Genomic DNA, 19,052 nt, shown 5'->3' on the forward strand with positions numbered 1-19,052 from the left:
ATATGCTAATACAGAGTTACTCAATAACCTATACTAGTAGCGCTACCACATCATTAAACTTCAAAAAAGAGTTAATACAAAAATGCCTTAACATGAGTTTGTTAAGGCGTTTTTGTATTATATAGTAGCTTGTTTCTCTTTGATCATATAGCAACCTAAGTATAATAGATGGCATGCTAGCAATGAGTAGGCTGTCAATGTTATTATATCTGCAGGGATAAGGTTAGTCACCGCTGAGATAATAAACGTCAATAGTAGCTGTAACGTACCCAGTAGGGCAGAAGCAGATCCACTATTAGTAGTAAAAGGTGCTAAGGCAAGCTTAGTTGTCGTAGGGAATAATACCCCTAGTGTTAGCACAATAAAGAATAGGGGTACTAATAGTGTTTCTATAGGCTCTTTAAGCACACACATTACAGCAAAACCTGCTGTCCATACTAGTCCAAAGTAGATGGTGTACTTAATGGTTTGCTCCACTGTCCACCAGCGTGATAAGACTGAGTTAGCCAGCCACGCACCTATGATTAACCCGATGGCATTAAAGGCAAATATACCACTAAACATATCCGAAGACATTCCACCATACTCCATTATCAAATAGGGCGCATTGGCTAGGTATATCATCAGGATACTGTAGGTTAAACTTCCGATAAGGGTATATTTGACAAAGATGTTGTTCTTTAGTATCTCTTTAAAGTCAGCCATTAGGTTGACCTTCTGTTTAACAGTCACTATGCGTGTTTCGGGTAAGAAGAAGATTACTGCTAATAGACAGATCAGTCCTAGTATCACTAGTGTCACGAAAGTAGATTGCCATACAAAGTGACTGATCAAGAAGTTACCTGCTACAGGACCAACAATAGGAGCTACTCCTGCGATGATCGCTAATAGAGAGAATACGTTCATACTCTGATCGGCTGAGTAATACTCATTCACCACCGCACGTGCGATAACGACTCCTGCACATCCTGCAAAGGCTTGGAAGAAACGCGCTACCCAAAACTGTTCTATCGTTTCGGCATAGATACACGCGACAGAAGCAAGGATAAAGAGAATCAATGAGACAATAGTCGGTAACTTACGACCATAGCGATCAGAGATAATTCCCCAAAATAATTGACCTACTGCAAATCCTCCTAAAAAGAAAGAAAGAGATAGCTGTACATTTTTAAGATCGGTATTAAAGGTCTGTGAGATTTTTAAGAACCCAGGCAAGTATAAATCTATACTGAAGGGTTCTAGAGCAGATAGTAGTGATAGAATAATCACGACTATAAACTGAGCTTTTGTTAACTTATTCATATTTGTGTTTTAATGAGGGCAAAAGTAGGTTCTATCACCCTCCTAAACATTATCTAAACGGAGTGTATTATTGGACTTTTTTCACATTCGTTCTAAAAACAAGTGGAGTTATCCCTGTTTGCTTTTTAAAGAAACGGTTAAAGTAGTTTACTTCACTATACCCGAGCTCTGCTGATATCTCTTGTATATTTAAGTCAGAGTAGCCTATTAATCTCTTGGCTTCTAACAGTAGCCTGTTCTGAATGTGTTGATTAAGCGTTATTTCTGTTGATTTGACCACTAGTTCATTCATTCGCTTGACCGAAAGGGCTATTTTATCTGCATAAAAAGAAGTGTGATAAGGTTTGGTATAATGCTCTTCCACAAGTTCTAATAGCTTTAATACTCTCGTGTCTATCAGCGGATTATCCTGATAAAGTTCTTTTAAATCTTGGATATGGGTAATGTATATACTGAGATATTTCTCTAATACCACAGTGCGCTTCTGAGTGTTCCACTCTTCTTCAAAGAGGATCATTAAGGCATTGAATAAGGCTTTCTTGTCCTTAGATAACTCAAACCACAAAGGAGGGTGTAGGCGAAACTTCTGCTGCTTAAACTCCTGTGCGATAATGCGGTTAAAGTAGTCTTTATTCACAGAGACGAGGTAACCTTTAATCCCCGTTGGGTCGATATTATGCATCTGCCCAGGGTAGATCACCCATACTTGATCATCTGTTATATCATAAGACTCAAAGTCAATTAACTGAGAACTGTTTTGCGTCTTGGTAAACCAGTAGATTTGGTAAAAGTTACATTGGTAATGGTAATCGAAGTTAAAGAGTTCAATATTGTCTTCTAACTTAAAGAATTCAATAGGCACGTCTTTATCGAATTGTTGCACTTTTACGACCTGTTGTTTAGACATTGCTTGATGATTTATGAGGGGTAAAGGTAGTGTTTTTTGGTATGTTTAAGTGAAAGTTAATAAAGAAGAGAGATGTTTTTAGGTATGTTTAAATACTAATAAGTGTATGTTAACTTATATGTTATTAGGTAATTATGTTTGTTTTCTTGTTTAGATTTGAAATAGTATATATAGTTATATTAGAATTGATAGTCAAAATTGCTTTGGCAGTACCGTTTTTTATGATAGAAAGGGATTGGTAACTAATGAAGTAAGTCTTTTTGTCTATCGTATAATAAATAAACCTATAGGTTGATATAATGAAAATAGTTAATATATTTGCATATCGGTTATTTGCCTTTCACTATGATGGTGAGGAACTTAATGAGTATGATCGACTATAGGATCTATGGAGTGATACAGGGTATCTGTATGAGTTTTTACAACAGAATAAACGAGATATTCCCATAGGAAGAAGATTAGAAGAGATGGTTATGGGGATAAGTGAAGATGCAGATCTTATAGATAGTACTTTAATAAGGATGGTAGATGAAGTAGATAAGAGTTTGTCTCACTTTTTTAAACCGTTGCGTAACTTGGAAAGTGACGTCAGAGTATTTTCTTTACAAAAAGGTAGGGCAGACTGTCTTAGGATATACGCTGTTAAGATAGATATAGATACTTTTGTCATTACGGGAGGAACCATAAAGTTGCCTTTACAGCATTTGATGAAAGACAGAGTACATACTACACTAGAAATACAAAAACTATATAAGGCAAAAGCTTATTTAAATGGAGAGAATGTTTTTGATGAAGATTCTTTTTTTGAATTCTTAAACGAAAAGTAAAATGACAAATAAAGAGAAGTTTTTAGCACTTGTTTCACTAGAGGAAATCAACACAGTAGGTCGTGCCAAGGCGCGTATTGCTAATAGAGAGTTGACTAAGGTGTCTCAAAAAATTGCTTTACATATATTAAATCGTTTGACTACGCTAGGATGGAAGCAAAAGGACCTAGCTGAGAAGATGGCTGTGACTCCACAGCAAGTAAGTAAATGGGTAAAAGGCAACGAAAACTTCACGATAGATACCTTGATTAAACTTAGCCGAGTATTAGGAGTTAGTCTATTTGAAATACCCTCTTTTGAGAGTAGTAATGTTGAGGTAAAAGAGGTTAGTAAAGTTAAGAGAAATACTAAAAAGCCAAGTAAAGTGATAGATTAGAATAGTGAGATAATAAAAAGGCTAATATATCACTTGATGTATTAGCCTTTTATATTTTATGATAATAAGTCTGTTCCCTGTTTCCAAGCGAAGCGACTCCCTGTTTCCTTATAACTATTCCACTACACACTGAAAACTAATATTACCGTCTTCTGTCTTGATTAGGAAGTGATCTTGATTCACTGTTGATTGTAAGATGTTATATGCTTGATTAAAGCGCAGTTCTTTCTGAAAGTGCATATCTACTAAAGTAATGTCTTTAGAAGAGGTATCAGATACTTTTAAGGCATCGATAACCCACTCAAGGTACTTGATGTTAGTTACGTGATTAACCATATCTAAATCAGAGTATCTCACAGTATCACTTACTAGGTGTTTTGTCTCGATATTCTTATCAAAGGTGACGAAATCTCCCTTAATGCTTTTCTTATCCTTGTGCAAAGTGAAGTGATCGTGTGGTATAGCCATCACTTCAGGACGGCGTTTCACTGTATTCATAATCACCCACATCGAACTAGCGCTTGCTACAAGTTCTCCATTACAGTGTACCTCGAAGTTACGCACAGAGCGAATACCATCTAGCGTTTCTATCCAAGTACTGACATCAATGCGTTCTTGCCATTTAGGCATTCTGCTTATCTCAACTCTAAACTTATAGACTACCCAAGACTGATTTGCCTCTTGTAAATCCCAAAAGCTTATACCTCCTAAAATAGCGTGATTAGACGATGCCATCTGTATGATCTTACACAGGTCGACTGTCTTAAGCTGTGCATTGGTATCACAATCGAAGTAATCAACATCGAAACTCTGTGTGAATATAGAAGTAAAGTTTGGGGATATAGGCATAGTTTGTTTTGTTTTTTTGTTGTTTTGTGATGTCGCTTGTTGCCCTCGTGTACGCTCCGCAAAGTCTCCCGACTTTGAGGTGTTATTTTTCTGTTTTTATGTGATGTCTTGATGTCGCTTGTTGCCCTCGTGTACGCTCCGCAAAGTCTCCCGACTTTGAGGTATTTGTTATTTAAAAGCCTAATTTGCTTTTAAAGAGCAGTACACTTTCTCCACTATTCCCATCCTTTGGAGGGGTGCCCGATAGGGCGGGGTGGTTGTTTCTCGTCACGGATTACAAATCCGCGACAGCAAATCCGTAACAGCGATATTTTATACAGGGCGTAAAGTATTACGCCTCTACGATATTCTTAATTGAATCTATGATTTGCTTCGTATCAGTAAGGTAATCAAACCACATCACATCAGGTGTACGTTTAAACCAAGTGATTTGGCGCTTAGCGAAGCGGCGTGTGTTTTTCTTTATCTCTTCTAACGCGAAGTCAAGTGTATACTCTTTGTCAAAGTACGAAAATAACTCACGGTATCCAACAGTCTGCAATGCATTGTTCTCACGGTGTGGGTATAAGGCTTCTGCTTCTTGTAGTAGGCCTTTGTCCATCATGATATCTACACGCATATTGATACGCTCGTACATCTTCTCTCTATCAGCTTCAAGCCCAATAACAATAGGAGTGAAGTTGCGTGAGTGTTGTTTGATATTTAAGAAACTTGAATAAGGCTTACCTGTGCCAACACAAATCTCAAGGGCTCTAGTAACCCTTTGTGGGTTGTCTATCGCTACTTTCTCATAGTGGATAGGGTCAAGTTCCTTTAGCATATTCTGCAAATAAGGAAGACCTTTTTCTTCTAAGTCTTTATTAAGCTGTTCTCTGATACTTGGATCTACATCAGGGAAGTCATCTAAGCCATTTAAAATAGCATTGACAAATAATCCTGATCCACCGACCATTACTTGTACAGGATTCTCCTTAAAGAACTCGTCTAGTTTAGCTAGCGCATCTCTCTCGAAGTCTCCTACTGAGTAGGTATCGTGAATACTGATATTCTGAATAAAGTGATGTGGAGCCGCTGCTAGTTCTTCAGCAGAAGGTACAGCTGTTCCGATAGCCATTTCTTTGTAGAATTGGCGACTATCACATGATATTATATTTGTGTTGAAATGTTGTGCTATTTTGATTCCCAATGCTGTTTTACCAATAGCAGTAGGGCCAATCACAACGATAAGATAATTGTTATTTTTCGTAGACATCTCCTAATTTTTGACCGCAGTTATAGCAGTAGTTGGCATCCTCGTCATAGATCGTAGTAGTACATGCGCTACAGTGTCTTCTTCTCTTAGCATCTAGTCGATTGCGTTTGATATTAGAGAACTCAGCAGTCACGATACCTGTAGGAACGGCGATAATACCGTAACCCATAATCATAATAAACGAAGCTATCATTTGTCCCAGTGTAGTCTGTGGAGCGATATCTCCATACCCTACAGTGGTAAGTGTCACGATACACCAGTAGATACTACGGGGTATACTTGTGAACCCACTTTCCTTGCTTTCGATCACATACATTAATGCACCTAGCAAGATAGAAACCACCACCACAAAGTAAACGAACACGATAATCTTGGTTCTACTTGACTTTAAAGCAAGCTTTAAGTGGGATTGTTGCCCTAGATAAGGTACAAGGTTTAAAATACCAAACAGACGCAATAAACGCAGTGCTCTTACTACAGTAAGAATACGTGAACCAGGTATAAAGAATGACAAGTACATCGGTAGGATAGAGATTAAATCCACTATACCATAAAAACTAAAGATATACTTTAAGGGCTTCTTATTACATACGATTCTCAGAGCGTATTCGATAGAGAAGAAGATCGTGATAATCCATTCACAGACTACTAGTCCGGTATGGTGTTTCATATCATAACTCTCTATTGATTCTAGCATAACTAGAAGCACACTCATAATAATTACTCCTAACAGGGAAATATCAAATAGCTTACCTGCAAAAGTATTCGAACCATAAATAATGATATAAATCTTCTGCTTTAATATGTCCCATTTGTTTTTTAATCTGCGTCTCACAAAAACTGTTTTTTAATAGTGAATTAATTTATACCCTGATTTCTTATTTAAATAATTAAGAAGCATATTTCTATTATTTCGGTTAAATAATACAGGCGTTAAATTGGCTGCTATTCGTTCTGGGGCGTTGATCTGGTGGTGTAAGTTAAAGAAGCAATATCCGTTGAGCTTACCATTCTCTAAAGCTACAGCACTCTTCTCATCTACTTTACGACCTTTATCGATGATTAACACATTGTCATTATCAATGTCAAAAGGTTTAAGAAGCTCTAATACTTTAGCATTGAACTCCTCTCTGGTTTGTGTAAAGTCAGTGAAGAAGTTATCTACGGTAATCTTCGTTGATTTCTTCTCATAGATAAAGTCTACATAAGGCAATTCATCCTGACCAACAAATACTTTGTGCAGGAACTTTCTCGCTTCATTAGGCGAGGTAAACGCCATTACATTTTTCTTTCTCCCATCTGTCTTCTCGATAGCTAGGTATATATACCCTTCTATGTTTGCTTTTAGATATAGAGAGTAGGCGAACACACTGCTCTTGTTCACTTTGTTATACTTCGGTTTATTCGCATTGATCTCCTCTGCTTCTTTAAGCAAGGCGATTAGCTCCGTACCCGTTTTTTCGAAAGTGACCGTGTAGGTCTCCTGTTGTATTTTTTTGAATATCGGTAACGTACTCGTAAAGTGCTGCAGTACCTTTTTTCTGATATTCTTGCTTTTTCCTATAAATATGATTGTACCTTCCTTGTCTAAGATATAGTATATCCCTATCGTAGAAGGTAGTGAATCTACGATATCTAAATACTTAGGACTGATACCGATCTTGATATCAGACTTAATCATCGAGGTCAGTATAGTCTTCTCTTTGTCTTTTGAGAGTAGTAGTTCGAATAGCTTCTCCGTAGCCATAGCATCTCCATTAGCTCTGTGTCTATCGGCGATCGGAATACCTAGTGAACGCACTAATTTACCCAAACTATACGAAGGCATATCGGGTAGCAGTTTTTGGGATAATTCTACCGTGCATAGTGTATTGCGACTATACTCATAGCCTAGTCGTTTAAACTCATTGCGCAGTATGCGGTAGTCAAACTCAGCGTTGTGAGCGACTAACACACAGTTTTCTGTTATCTCTATAATGCGCTTAGCCACTTCGTAAAACTTAGGTGCTAGCCGTAGCATAGACGTATTTATTCCCGTAAGTTTGACTACGAATGGCTGTATTTCCATCTCTGGATTAACTAAACTGATAAACTGATCTACTACTTGATTTCCATCAAACTTGTAGATAGCGATTTCGGTGATCCCTTCTTCATTAAACTGCCCACCAGTAGTCTCTATATCTAAAACTGCGTACAACTTCTGCTCTGAATTAATTAATAATTGCGGTTTCCGAAGATATTACTTCCTATTCTTACCATGGTGCTACCACATTCTATCGCTAGAGTATAATCATTACTCATTCCCATAGAGATAATAGTTAGGTCAAGATTATCTTGTATCCCGTATTGTTTTTTACACATCACAAATATATCATTTAGTTGTGTAAATTCTTTCTTTACTTGTGCTTGATTATCGGTAAAAGTTGCCATACCCATCAGACCGACTACTTTAACGTTCTTCAGTGCTTTAAATTCCTCACTTGACAGGATCTGATCTAGTTCGTTTTTATCTAATCCGAACTTCGTTTCTTCTTCTGCCACGAACATCTGTAATAGACACGGGATGACACGCTCGCATTTCTGCGCTTGCTTGTCTATTTCCTCTAATAGCTTGAAGCTGTCTACTCCGTGGATAAGAGAGACATACGGTGCCATATACTTCACTTTGTTGCGTTGTACGTGCCCGATCATATGCCACTGAATATCCTTAGGAAGTGCTTCGTATTTATCCGTCATTTCCTGAATCTTATTCTCACCGAATATGCGTTGCCCTGCTTCATAAGCCTCTACGATGTCCTCGTTGGGCTTCGTTTTAGAAACGGCAACAAGTGTCACCTGAGTAGGTAAGGTATCCTTAATGTGTTTTAAATTCGCTGTAATTGACATATCTTTCTAGTTTGTTATCTTAAAACTCTGACTCACATTATCACGAATGAAAATGTAAGTTACTGATCTAAGGTTTATATTTCGTATATAAATAACCCGTTCATAAACTTAGGCTCTATATACGTACTTTTAGGAGGCATGATAAGATCGTTATCAGCCACTTGTTTTATTTCACTCACATTGGTAGGATAAAGCATAAATCCTACTTCATATTCTCCATCATCCACTAGCTCCTTAATGGTAACAATAGATTCATTACCCGGAACGTAGTCTATACGTGCATCGTTTCTCAGATCATCTAATCCCAGTATAGGATTAAGTACCTCATCGTATAGTATTTGCGCATCTAACTGCTGTAAGATGCTGTCTGTTTCTTTAACGTCTTTTAGCGTTAGTGCATAGAAGTCACCATCTAAGTACATCCCGAACTCCATCTTCTTAGCTGGTTTCCACAGTTGTTGCTCTTTGTTGACTACCGTAAACTTGTTGCTCAAAAGCTTTAGAAACTCTTCTTTTGTATGGTTGTTTAAGTCGTGTATAATACGGTTAAACTCATAGATCTTAATATTGCTCTCTGCGATTAAGTATGTCATCACAGAATTGTGATGTACATGTGTACTCTCTGCATTCTCATTCTCTGTCTGTAACAACTCAGCAGAGGCGAAGCGGTGATGTCCATCAGCGATGTATAATTCACTGATATTAGCGAACTGCTCTGTTAGCCATGTCACATCTGTATCTTCATCTATCTTCCAGATCGTGTGTCTCTCTTTAGTTACAGTAGTAAAGTCATATAAGGGCTTAGCGTCCTTTTTGGTTTTAATCCACTGTTCGATATCTTGTTGATCTGGATACATCATCAGTACAGGCTCTGTATTAAACTTACTGTGATGCAAATATTCCTTAAATAATCTAACGCGGAACTCAAGTGTATCTTCGTGCTTCTTAATCACGTTACTCTGATAGTCCTCAATAGAAGTACCCGCCACAATACCTGTGAAACTCCAAGTCTTAGTACTGATCTGATATAGATAATATACAGGTTTATCTTCAGTAATCAAAATACCTTCTTTTTTGAAGTCATTTAATTTCGCTGCTACCATCTTATAACGCTTGTCATAAGTCACCTTAGATGGGTTGACATAAGCAGGGTTTAAGACGTGTAAAAAAGAGAAAGGATTGTATTCTAATAGATAAGCAATCTCAACAGCATTGTAGTCTTCAAAAGATCTACAGCTAACTAAGCCCACTTTATCTCGGGTAGGGCGCAGGCCCTTAAAAGGAATTATTTTAGCCATTCGTAATATGGTATCAAAAATATCAAAGACAACCAAGAATGAACCTGGTTGTCTCTTATTAATTATTTAGTTTATCTAAGGTTATGCGAACACCTTAGCTACTTTCTCAGCTTTTTTACTTTCGCTATAGTCGTAGAATCCTTCTCCAGATTTAACACCTAATTTACCAGCCATTACCATATTTACTAAAAGTGGGCATGGAGCATACTTAGGGTTTTTAAATCCGTCATACATAACGTTTAAGATAGATAGACATACGTCTAATCCGATAAAATCAGCTAACTGTAATGGTCCCATCGGGTGAGCCATACCTAACTTCATTACTGTATCGATCTCTTCTACACCAGCTACACCGTTATATAGTGTTTCGATAGCTTCATTAATCATCGGCATTAAGATACGGTTCGCTACGAATCCAGGGTAATCATTCACCTCCGTTGGAACTTTATCTAATGCTTTAGATAAATCCATAACTGCTGTAGTCACCTCATCACTTGTATTGTATCCTCTGATAATCTCTACTAATTTCATAATAGGCACAGGGTTCATGAAGTGCATACCGATTACACGCTCAGGATTTTTCACCACAGAAGCGATCTTCGTGATAGAGATAGACGAAGTATTAGATGCTAAGATTACGTTCTCATCACATACTTCACTAAGTTGTCTGAATATATTTAGTTTTAACTCTACATTTTCTGTTGCAGCCTCTACTACTAGATCAGCATTAGCTACACCATCTTTAATGTCAGTATAGGTAATGATATTCTCTATTGTCGCTTTTTTGTCAGCTTCAGTGATGCTTCCTTTAGCGATCATACGATCTAAGTTTTTAATGATCGTAGTCATTCCTCTTTCGATAGCAGCTTCTGATATATCGATTAAAAGAACTGTAAAACCTTTTTGAGCAAAAGTATGTGCGATACCATTCCCCATAGTTCCAGCTCCAATAACAGCTATTTTCTTCATAATGGTTGTTTTATATTGTTTGTGTTAATTTAATTTTTTTCCATTGCTTCGATGATTTGATATGCTAAGCGAAGCGCTTTAGTACCATCATCTAAAGTTACGACAGGAGTAGTCTTATTAACTATCGCATCGTGGAATGTCTCTAACTCATCTAATATAGCATTATTTGCTAATACTTCAGGGTTATCGTAGTAAATTTGTTTCTTAACGCCTTCGGCATTTTGTAAGATTAGGTCAAAGTCACCAGGTGTCTCTGGAGCTTCTTTCATCTTTACTACCTCACACGTTTTCTCTAGGTAATCCACAGAGATATAAGCATCACGTTGGAAGAAGCGAGATTTACGCATATTCTTCATTGAGATACGGCTAGCAGTGATATTAGCTACACATCCGTTCTCAAACTCTACACGTGCATTAGAGATATCTGGAGACTCACTAAGTACCGCCACTCCGCTAGCACTTACGTGTTTTACAGGAGATTTGACTACGCTTAAGATAGCATCTAGATCGTGGATCATTAGGTCTAATACTACAGGTACATCTGTTCCTCTAGGGTTAAACTCAGCTAGACGGTGTGTCTCGATAAACATCGGATTCTCTATCTTAGGAACCACAGCGATAAACGCAGGGTTAAAACGCTCTACGTGTCCTACTTGACCTAGTACATTATATTTAGTAGCTAATGCGATAATCGCCTCTGCCTCTTCAATAGTCGTAGTAATTGGCTTTTCTAAGAATACGTGCTTGCCAGCTTCGATAGCTTGTTTAGCACAGTCAAAGTGAGAAAGGGTAGGTGTAACGATATCTACTACATCTACTGCCTGAATTAACTCTTCTATAGTGTCAAATTTTCTATAGCCAAATTCTGCTGCTACTTTATCAGCATTCTCTTTAAAAGGATCATAAAATCCTACTAATTCATATTTTTCAGATTGGTTAAGTAAGCGTAGGTGAATTTTACCTAGGTGGCCTGCTCCCAATACTCCAACTTTCAACATAAAACTATATTTTGAAAACAAAAATATAATTTATTTATCTAAACTTTCAATATTCGAGGTGAAACTTTTATTCAATTAGAATCTCAAGGCGTATAGCGATTGCTTTTGTAAGAAAATAGTGGTTATTTTGTGGTAAATAATATTTTAATAGTGAAAGATTCTGCAAAACATCAAGGTCTTAGAAACCAGTTGGTTGAAGTGCTTAAGCAAAAAGGGATTGTTGATACGAATGTTTTAGACGCCATTAAGCGAGTACCACGTCACTTATTCTTAGATTCAAGTTTCGAGGATTTTGCGTATCAAGATAAAGCTTTCCCAATCGGCGCTGGACAGACCATCTCGCATCCGTATACTGTGGCGTTTCAGTCACAACTACTTCAGATCAAAAAGGAAGATAAAATCCTAGAGATAGGTACAGGTAGTGGGTACCAGACCGCTGTGTTAGTGGCTATGGGGGCTAGAGTGTACAGTATCGAAAGACAAAATGAATTATACAAGAAGACTTCTGCCTTATTGCCTAAGTTGGGTATTAGACCTCGATTGACTACATTCGGTGATGGGTATAAGGGATTACCTAATTATGCACCTTTTGACGCGATTATCGTCACAGCAGGAGCGCCTTTTATCCCACAGGCTTTATTAGGACAAATAAAAGTAGGGGGTAGGCTGATCATCCCTATCGGAGACGAACAGCAAATCATGACGGAACTTATCCGCATCAATGAAAAGCAATTCGAGAAATACGAACATGGTGACTTTAAGTTTGTCCCAATGCTTGAGAATAAGAATTAATTGAGAATTTGGATTTAGAGATTCTTAAGATAACATAAAGTATGAAAGCTATCTAGTGTCAACGCTAGGTAGCTTTTCTTTTTTGTACCAAACTAAAGATTTAAGGTTAAACCCAGAATCTACGTCAGCCAAATACTGTAAAGTAATTATTCTTAATATGAGATTATGTGATAGTATTGATAATGCTTGGTAATTTGTTAAATAGTATTTTTTACTCATTGTTAATTTTTTAATATTTAAGTGTTTTTTAAAGAAATCAGATAGCTGTTTAGATCAGTGTTTATGCGGAGTGTAAGAGGTTTGTTTCAGTCTTGTTCGGGGATCCTTCGGAAGAGGTTCGAAAAAATAGGGTTTTTTTCGAACAAGCCCCGAACAAACATCGACCAAAGCCTTATGAATGCTGGGATTTAGACGAAATTAGTGTGTTAAAATAATTGTTAAAATTCGAAATGAAAATTTTACAGTTTGATTTTTTTACTGCTGCAATGTTGTAGAAAACAACATTGTTTATTGGTTCATTATGTGTGTTTTTAAGGTAATGCACACAACCAATACTTGATAGAGATACAAATATACGAAATATTATAGACTTATAAAGAGAGAGTTTTTTGTTTTTATAGTAGGATTCATCTATACGTCTAAAGCGTATATCCGCAATACACTTCCACAGCGGTAGGGGTGTATTACATACACCCACATAAAACATCTTTAGATGTTTTCATAATGTGTTATTTCGTTGCAATCTTGTAATTTGCACGAAGTCGGGAGACTTTGCGCAGCGGGTTATCGTGACTACTGTGTGGAAATACACGGCACGGATTATGCCAACTCGCCGCCTGTCCCATTCACTAAAACTGTCCACAGGACACTTTTTAATGCTCTGTCCTGCGCCAGCGCAAGGATTGTGGATGTGGTTTGTGGCTACTGTGTCGATGTGACGTGGATTATCTACAACGGATTTCCACACAGTAACCACCACGGTAGGGGGTATTATATACGCCCACATAAAACATCTTTAGATGTTTTCATAATGTGTTATTTCGTTGCAATCTTGTAGTTTGCTCAAAGTCGGGAGACTTTGCGCAGCGGGTACTTTGGGACACAAAGATCTTGTTAATCCTACTAATCTTGGTTCAGACAATTGCGGTATTTTAAATAAATTGCTCAAAGTCGGGAGACTTTGCGCAGCGGGTTATCGTGGCTACTGTTTGGAAATACACGGCACGGATTTCAAATCCGCGCCAGCGCAAGGATTGTGGATGTAGTTTGTGGCTACTGTGTCGATGTGGCGTGACGTGGTTTATCTACAACGGATATCTGCAATCTACATAAGGTAGAGACGCATTATGGTTAACACGCCGCCTGTTCCATTCACTAAAACTGTCCACAGAGCACTTTCTTAACGTTCTGTTCTGTGCCACCTAAACCATATAAGTTGCTCAAATTCGGGAGACTTTGCGCAGCGGGGAGCATACATTGTGGTTACTGTGCGGATATTGTTTGAGGACATACACGGCACGGATTATGCCAACTCGCTGCCTGTACCTAGACATTCTTTGTGTGCCCGATAGGGCGTGACAAGGTTTATTCACAACGTATATCACCTAATGCCGAAGGCAACAAATTCCTAATTCTTAATTCGTAATTCCTAATTAGAGCGCAGCGACATTGGAGCTTAGCGTACGAGTTTGATATAGTTCTCTCTAGCATTCTCATTAATAGCGTTACGCATATAGATAAGGTCTTCTGTCTGTGTTGCTAGGGTAAGTTTGATTAGTCCTGCTTCACAGTAGTAGTATAATGTGCTGTCATCTAATACTTCGATATTCGAGATCGGTTTACTCTTAAGATTGATGGTCTGTAGTATTTTGCCTGTGTTTAGGTCTAGTTGAAATAGTGTGCCTTTCTTGTTATAAGCATATATTCTGTTGTTGAATTCCTCTAGTTGCTCTATGGCTGCTTGTCCCTCTTCGGTAGCCTTAGTTTGCCATATTGTTTTGCCTGACTTCGTATCTAGTGCATAGAAGGTATTATTGGTAGCTAGATATAGTTTATCCCCTTTAGTGAAGATTTTTGTTCCTATAGCGCGCTCTGCTAGTTCTACTTCCCATACCGTCTCTAGGGTATTTGGGTTTAAAGCATAGACTGTATTTCTTTCGTTAGCCACAAAGACTAGTTTACCATCACTCACAGGTGTGGTGTACATCGCGATATTAAAGTTGCGACGATTTAGTAACTCTCCTGTATTGGCATCAAAGCTATAGATATAAGGCGCATTCTGTGTGAATACCTTATCATTAGTATATAGTACAGGGATGTGATTATAGGGATACTGTAGTTTATAGTTCCATACTGAGTAACCTGTTCGCTTGTCAAAAGCGTAGATATTACTGTTCTCGTACTGAGAGGTGATATAGATAAGGTTGTTATTGATCGTTGGGATTTGGTTAATCCATATCTTGATATACTCACTGTTTTTTAGTCCTGCTTTTAGTTCCCAGAACTTCTCACCAGTTTTATGATTTAGTGCATACATCTCCCCATTGATAAATGGGATATATAAGACCCCATCTTCAAGCGTAAATTTGTTTCGGCTATAGGTTACTGCTTCATCCTTAGCTTTAAAGTTCCAGTTGATTTTCTGTGTTTCTAGGTTAAAAGATCTGACCGTACCATCATAGTCATATATAATGATGGCGTTCTTATCTAAAGGGATTTTCTCTAAAGGTTTAAACTGATCACCTGTGACGAAGTCATACTCCGTCAATATTTTGTTATTAGAGAACCTATTATTAGTGCTCTCAGCTATGCGCATAGGAGATGCATCTATAACAGGAAGTGCTGGTTCTGTTACAGTTTCTACCTCTTGTATTTGAGGAATGTATTCAATCTTAGGCGGTGGGGGCGGAGGTAGTTTCTTCTTTTTGGTTTGTGCTGATATAGTAAGTGCTGTCAGTAGTGCAATAGTGAGGATAGTAGTGTTTTTCATAGTGTTTTATTGTTGTAGGTACGAAAGTAAACAAAAAAAGCATCCACTAGGGATGCTTTTATATAAAGGGTGTCTTTAGAATGCTTTCTTAATTCGATCTAGGTCGCGTTTGTTATCGCGGTCTTTAATCGTATCTCTTTTGTCGTAATCTTTTTTACCACGAGCTAGAGCGATATCTAGTTTAGCTCTACCTTTCTCGTTTAAAAATAGTCTAAGAGGAATGATAGTCAATCCTTTATTCTGAACTTGCTTTAATAGAGACTTCAGTTCTTTTTTGTTTAAAAGAAGTTTTCTCTCTGTTTTTGCCTTGTGATTAAAGTGCTTGCTATGTGCGTATTCTTCTATATTACTATTGATAACGAATAGTTCGTGACCTTGAAACTCACAAAAGCTTTCAGCGATATTCGCCTTACCTAAACGTATAGACTTAATCTCAGTTCCTGTCAATACAATACCTGCAGTATACTTATCCAGTATCTCGTATTCGAACTTAGCCCTTTTGTTTACTATGTTTATATTCTTTTGCATCCCACAAAAATAGCAAATTTTTAAAGTGTATCTAATATTATTAGATAAAAAAAGAGTTGCACTTTCGTACAACTCTCAAATTATAGGATTCTATCTAACCTACTATAGGAAAAAGTATCCTACAGATACCATCCAAGTGTTCGGTCTAGATCCTGTTTCCTTATTAGTTTTGCTAAAGCTACCATCGTAAGAAACGTCAACTGTGAACTTAAGAATATCAACACCTGCACCTACACGGTATCCGATATTGTTCTTGTCAAAGTTGTCAAACTTAACTGTCTGTTCTATCTTAGCACCAGAGAATTTGTCATCAAAAGTGTTCGTATATACTCCACCTGCAAATCCTCTTAGACTGAATAGAGGTAAGTCTAATATCTTATGACCGATAACCACAGGTATTTCGATTTGTTTTGATTTAATATCAAAGCTATTACTATCTCCTTCGAATTTAGAGTTTTTCTCAGAGAAGAAAAGTTCTGCTTGGATGTATGTTTTTTTGATGTCTAGTCTAGCCATCGCCCCAAGACCATATCCTGTAGCAGTCTTACTACTATAGTCCTTCATATCTGTAGAGATATTAGTGAAGTTAGCACCCGCCTTGATACCCACGTGGAATGGAGAAGGTGATTGTGCATAAGTAGTAGCTCCTACAAACATAAGAGCAACAGAAGCAAGCAATTTTACTATGTGTTTCATTTTAGTAATGTTTTTAATAATTGTTTAGACAAAGTTAAATAAATTCTTAAGCTAGCCTTAGTTTTAAAGCTACTTATTGACAGATTTACAGTATTTATAGACAAACAGCTGTTTTTTTATGATAAACTGACTTGCCTATGTTTTATATTAAAACGTTTATTCATTTTATGTAGTATATATTATTGTGGTCAAGTAGTTTATTTGTGCTTTAAGTATATGTTTAGGACGTTGCCTTAAGTTTTGTAAAATAAAAAGAACCTATCTAATACAATAGATAAGTTCTTTATATGTGTCTATAACTTAGGAGAAGACGACTATCCTCTGATTTTACTAAACCAATCTTTGGCTTTTTCTAGTTGTTCTAAAAAGAAGGATTCGTGTTCTTCTTTGTTTTTTTCTGTTACTGGCAGAATGTGTTCATAATATGTTCCTTGTAAGAATTTTTCAAGTAAACCTTGTCCTACAATAGGTTTATCATCATTTAAGGCGTGTGCAGCTTTAAGTAGATGTCTAATATCGTATTGTGAAGGGAAAATATCAGGTACTTGTTTGTTTAAGTTTAACAATTGATACACTGCGTGTCTACCTGTTCGCACAGCGCTTTCCATAGTAAATACAACATCATTATTGGTTTCGACAAACTGTCCTATTAAACCAAGGTTAAGGCAGCCTTGTGGAACTACCTGTGGTCTATCTCCTTGTGCACGTGGCATAAACATAGAAGTGATATAAGGCATATAGGCTGTTCTAACAATAGTATTAGCGATCACATCATCTATCTGATCACCAATGTCTAAATGGAAGCATAACTCTTCTAAAATCTCATTTCCTGTACAGGCAGGCATTGTTTTTTTGATGTAGTTACCTTCTTTATCCATAAATAAGGAGTAAACCCAAAGTACCAATACATCATCAGGCTGAGTAGGGTAGTGTGGTTGGCGGTTACAAGTAAAGCTCATTAACCAATTAGAATCGGTAATGGTGATAATACCACCTGTAACTGTTTTCCCTGAATAAGGATCATTAACAGAGTATTGTTTCAACTTGTCTATTAAGGCAGAAGGCTTACAAGTTAAAGTAGCTGACTCCCAAGATGATTGGTCAATGTTAGAACAGAATTTCTCAGGATGACCAAAAATAGGAGATTTCGCAGCAAGGTTTTTCCATAACATCCACCCTGGGCTTTTTCCACTAGTAGAGGCATCTATTTTTAAAATAGGCACCTCGGTATTAGTTCCATATGAAGTATCTTCTGTCATAGAACCTGTAGTAACAATGACAAAGTCTTCTTGGCCAATTGCAATACGTGTTTCTACTCCTTGTTGTTCAGTAATAAGTGATTTGACGCGTTTACCTTCTGTATCACTGTGAATGTCTAAGTCTTTCACTAAGGTGTTTAATTGTATTTGAACACCTAGTTCTGTCAGATGGTTTCTCAGAGGGATAACAAAAGTATCATATTGATTATAACGAGGGAAGACAAGAGCAGATAAGTCTTTTAATCCATCTATATCGTGCAAGAATCGGTGCATATAGAGTTTGAATTCTAATAAGCTATGCCAATTTTCAAAAGCAAACATCGTTCTCCAAAAAGTCCAAAAATTACTTTCTAAAAAGGAAGAATTAAAGTACTGTTCAATGGTAATATCATCTAACTCTTCTTTTTTCTTAAGCAACAGTTTGATAACCGCCATTTGGTCTTTTTTTGAAAGCCCAAATTTGCTAAAATCTTGAACCTCTCCTTGTTTATGAATAAGACGAGATTTAGAATAGTTAGGATCATTGTCGTTGATTAAGCGATATTCATCTAGTACGCTATAAGGCTTAGGAAGCTCAAGGGCAGGTATGTCTTGAAAGATATCCCATAGATTTTCATAGGTCATATCCATTTCTCTACCTCCTCGAATGATGTAACCATCTGTTGCATTTCCCGCTCCATCTAAAGATCCTCCATCGATGTGTAACTGTTCTAAGAAAGTGATATTCGCCGCTGGAATACGCCCATCTCGAATAAAGTAATATGCAGCTGACATTCCTGCTATTCCACTACCAACGATATACACTTTACTTTGAGAAAAGTCTTTTAAGGGAAGCCCTATATTACGTTGGTAGTTTCCTGGTTCATCAGCGAAAGGCATTGAGCGTTGGGCTGTATTAACAGGAGGCTCAGTATTGCCATTAGGAGCGTGGTTTACGTTTCCATACTTAGGTGAATTCTCTAGTAATTTGTCAAACTTAGAGGTGTCTACTTTCATAATTTTGTTTTTTAGCGTGATTTAAAAAAGAATTAGATGTTTTCTAAACTCTCTTAAAGTTAAGCAAAACGTTTTATTTTGTGATAAATAAAAAGAATAATATTCTCAATTTGTTGATTATTGAAAAG

The 19,052-nt window shown here is 37.2% G+C and carries 17 protein-coding genes; 3 read left to right on the forward strand and 14 right to left on the reverse strand.

All coding sequences use genetic code 11. The annotated features are described in order from the left end of the window. Nucleotides 1–117: 117 nt before the first annotated feature. Both CF599_RS14025 and CF599_RS14030 read right to left on the reverse strand, forming a co-directional pair. A complete protein-coding gene (locus CF599_RS14025) occupies nucleotides 118–1,302 on the reverse strand; it encodes a multidrug effflux MFS transporter (RefSeq protein WP_121966636.1) in 1,185 nt (394 codons plus the stop codon). 67 nt (nucleotides 1,303–1,369) lie between these two features. Further along, nucleotides 1,370–2,209: an AraC family transcriptional regulator gene (locus CF599_RS14030; protein WP_121966637.1), complete on the reverse strand. Its 840-nt coding sequence runs from the start codon at nucleotides 2,207–2,209 to the stop codon at nucleotides 1,370–1,372. Between the two features lie 473 nt (nucleotides 2,210–2,682). Here CF599_RS14030 and CF599_RS14035 point away from each other — a divergent pair, with 473 nt between their 5' ends. Both CF599_RS14035 and CF599_RS14040 read left to right on the forward strand, forming a co-directional pair. After that, on the forward strand, nucleotides 2,683–3,036 hold the full coding sequence (locus CF599_RS14035; protein ID WP_143824823.1) for a hypothetical protein: 354 nt from the start codon (nucleotides 2,683–2,685) through the stop codon (nucleotides 3,034–3,036). 1 nt (nucleotide 3,037) lies between these two features. After that, nucleotides 3,038–3,412 carry a helix-turn-helix transcriptional regulator gene (locus CF599_RS14040; RefSeq protein WP_121966639.1) on the forward strand — a complete coding sequence of 125 codons (375 nt, stop codon included), beginning with the start codon at nucleotides 3,038–3,040 and terminating at the stop codon, nucleotides 3,410–3,412. Between the two features lie 114 nt (nucleotides 3,413–3,526). Here CF599_RS14040 and CF599_RS14045 read toward each other — a convergent pair whose 3' ends face one another. The 8 genes from CF599_RS14045 to CF599_RS14080 all read right to left on the reverse strand — a co-directional run bounded on the left by CF599_RS14045 (nucleotide 3,527) and on the right by CF599_RS14080 (nucleotide 11,664). Then, nucleotides 3,527–4,261: an acyl-[acyl-carrier-protein] thioesterase gene (locus CF599_RS14045; protein WP_121966640.1), complete on the reverse strand. Its 735-nt coding sequence runs from the start codon at nucleotides 4,259–4,261 to the stop codon at nucleotides 3,527–3,529. Between the two features lie 331 nt (nucleotides 4,262–4,592). Continuing rightward, nucleotides 4,593–5,513, reverse strand: a complete 921-nt coding sequence (gene miaA / locus CF599_RS14050) for a tRNA (adenosine(37)-N6)-dimethylallyltransferase MiaA (protein ID WP_121966641.1) — start codon at nucleotides 5,511–5,513, stop codon at nucleotides 4,593–4,595. Next, the gene (locus CF599_RS14055) at nucleotides 5,497–6,348 is read right to left on the reverse strand and encodes an ion transporter (RefSeq protein ID WP_121966642.1); all 852 of its coding nucleotides are present in this window, start codon (nucleotides 6,346–6,348) and stop codon (nucleotides 5,497–5,499) included. Before CF599_RS14055 ends, miaA begins: the two co-directional genes overlap by 17 nt. A gap of 12 nt (nucleotides 6,349–6,360) precedes the next feature. After that, on the reverse strand, nucleotides 6,361–7,710 hold the full coding sequence (locus CF599_RS14060; RefSeq protein ID WP_121966643.1) for an exonuclease domain-containing protein: 1,350 nt from the start codon (nucleotides 7,708–7,710) through the stop codon (nucleotides 6,361–6,363). 17 nt (nucleotides 7,711–7,727) lie between these two features. Beyond that, nucleotides 7,728–8,399: a YggS family pyridoxal phosphate-dependent enzyme gene (locus CF599_RS14065; RefSeq protein ID WP_121966644.1), complete on the reverse strand. Its 672-nt coding sequence runs from the start codon at nucleotides 8,397–8,399 to the stop codon at nucleotides 7,728–7,730. 74 nt (nucleotides 8,400–8,473) lie between these two features. Further along, the gene (locus CF599_RS14070) at nucleotides 8,474–9,697 is read right to left on the reverse strand and encodes a DUF1015 domain-containing protein (protein ID WP_121966645.1); all 1,224 of its coding nucleotides are present in this window, start codon (nucleotides 9,695–9,697) and stop codon (nucleotides 8,474–8,476) included. An 81-nt stretch (nucleotides 9,698–9,778) separates the two neighbouring features. Beyond that, on the reverse strand, nucleotides 9,779–10,666 hold the full coding sequence (locus CF599_RS14075; protein WP_121966646.1) for a 3-hydroxyacyl-CoA dehydrogenase family protein: 888 nt from the start codon (nucleotides 10,664–10,666) through the stop codon (nucleotides 9,779–9,781). Nucleotides 10,667–10,695: 29 nt separating this feature from the next. Then, on the reverse strand, nucleotides 10,696–11,664 hold the full coding sequence (locus CF599_RS14080; RefSeq protein WP_121966647.1) for a Gfo/Idh/MocA family protein: 969 nt from the start codon (nucleotides 11,662–11,664) through the stop codon (nucleotides 10,696–10,698). Between the two features lie 150 nt (nucleotides 11,665–11,814). On the opposite strand from CF599_RS14080, the gene CF599_RS14085 reads away from it, so the two are divergent. Further along, nucleotides 11,815–12,456 carry a protein-L-isoaspartate(D-aspartate) O-methyltransferase gene (locus CF599_RS14085; protein WP_173835557.1) on the forward strand — a complete coding sequence of 214 codons (642 nt, stop codon included), beginning with the start codon at nucleotides 11,815–11,817 and terminating at the stop codon, nucleotides 12,454–12,456. A 1,675-nt stretch (nucleotides 12,457–14,131) separates the two neighbouring features. On the opposite strand, the gene CF599_RS14090 is transcribed toward CF599_RS14085, so the two are convergent. From CF599_RS14090 to CF599_RS14105, 4 genes are all read right to left on the reverse strand, one after another. After that, a complete protein-coding gene (locus CF599_RS14090; RefSeq protein WP_121966649.1) occupies nucleotides 14,132–15,445 on the reverse strand; it encodes a PQQ-binding-like beta-propeller repeat protein in 1,314 nt (437 codons plus the stop codon). A gap of 75 nt (nucleotides 15,446–15,520) precedes the next feature. Beyond that, nucleotides 15,521–15,973: an SsrA-binding protein SmpB gene (smpB, locus tag CF599_RS14095; protein WP_121966650.1), complete on the reverse strand. Its 453-nt coding sequence runs from the start codon at nucleotides 15,971–15,973 to the stop codon at nucleotides 15,521–15,523. A 102-nt stretch (nucleotides 15,974–16,075) separates the two neighbouring features. Continuing rightward, nucleotides 16,076–16,669 carry a porin family protein gene (locus CF599_RS14100; protein WP_121966651.1) on the reverse strand — a complete coding sequence of 198 codons (594 nt, stop codon included), beginning with the start codon at nucleotides 16,667–16,669 and terminating at the stop codon, nucleotides 16,076–16,078. Nucleotides 16,670–16,983: 314 nt separating this feature from the next. Then, nucleotides 16,984–18,924, reverse strand: a complete 1,941-nt coding sequence (locus CF599_RS14105; protein WP_121966652.1) for an oleate hydratase — start codon at nucleotides 18,922–18,924, stop codon at nucleotides 16,984–16,986. Nucleotides 18,925–19,052: the final 128 nt, after the last annotated feature.

The organism is Myroides sp. N17-2, assembly GCF_002286775.1.
Taxonomy (GTDB): Bacteria; Bacteroidota; Bacteroidia; order Flavobacteriales; family Flavobacteriaceae; genus Flavobacterium.

Excerpts from the sequence above, each read along its gene's own strand:
- miaA (WP_121966641.1), bottom strand. The coding sequence starts at position 5,513 with ATGTCTACGAAAAATAACAATTATCTTATCGTTGTGATTGGCCCTACT.
- CF599_RS14070 (WP_121966645.1), bottom strand. The coding sequence starts at position 9,697 with ATGGCTAAAATAATTCCTTTTAAGGGCCTGCGCCCTACCCGAGATAAA.
- CF599_RS14105 (WP_121966652.1), bottom strand. The coding sequence starts at position 18,924 with ATGAAAGTAGACACCTCTAAGTTTGACAAATTACTAGAGAATTCACCT.
- CF599_RS14065 (WP_121966644.1), bottom strand. The coding sequence starts at position 8,399 with ATGTCAATTACAGCGAATTTAAAACACATTAAGGATACCTTACCTACT.
- CF599_RS14030 (WP_121966637.1), bottom strand. The coding sequence starts at position 2,209 with ATGTCTAAACAACAGGTCGTAAAAGTGCAACAATTCGATAAAGACGTG.
- CF599_RS14100 (WP_121966651.1), bottom strand. The coding sequence starts at position 16,669 with ATGAAACACATAGTAAAATTGCTTGCTTCTGTTGCTCTTATGTTTGTA.
- smpB (WP_121966650.1), bottom strand. The coding sequence starts at position 15,973 with ATGCAAAAGAATATAAACATAGTAAACAAAAGGGCTAAGTTCGAATAC.
- CF599_RS14025 (WP_121966636.1), bottom strand. The coding sequence starts at position 1,302 with ATGAATAAGTTAACAAAAGCTCAGTTTATAGTCGTGATTATTCTATCA.
- CF599_RS14080 (WP_121966647.1), bottom strand. The coding sequence starts at position 11,664 with ATGTTGAAAGTTGGAGTATTGGGAGCAGGCCACCTAGGTAAAATTCAC.
- CF599_RS14040 (WP_121966639.1), top strand. The coding sequence starts at position 3,038 with ATGACAAATAAAGAGAAGTTTTTAGCACTTGTTTCACTAGAGGAAATC.
- CF599_RS14075 (WP_121966646.1), bottom strand. The coding sequence starts at position 10,666 with ATGAAGAAAATAGCTGTTATTGGAGCTGGAACTATGGGGAATGGTATC.
- CF599_RS14035 (WP_143824823.1), top strand. The coding sequence starts at position 2,683 with ATGGGGATAAGTGAAGATGCAGATCTTATAGATAGTACTTTAATAAGG.
- CF599_RS14045 (WP_121966640.1), bottom strand. The coding sequence starts at position 4,261 with ATGCCTATATCCCCAAACTTTACTTCTATATTCACACAGAGTTTCGAT.
- CF599_RS14090 (WP_121966649.1), bottom strand. The coding sequence starts at position 15,445 with ATGAAAAACACTACTATCCTCACTATTGCACTACTGACAGCACTTACT.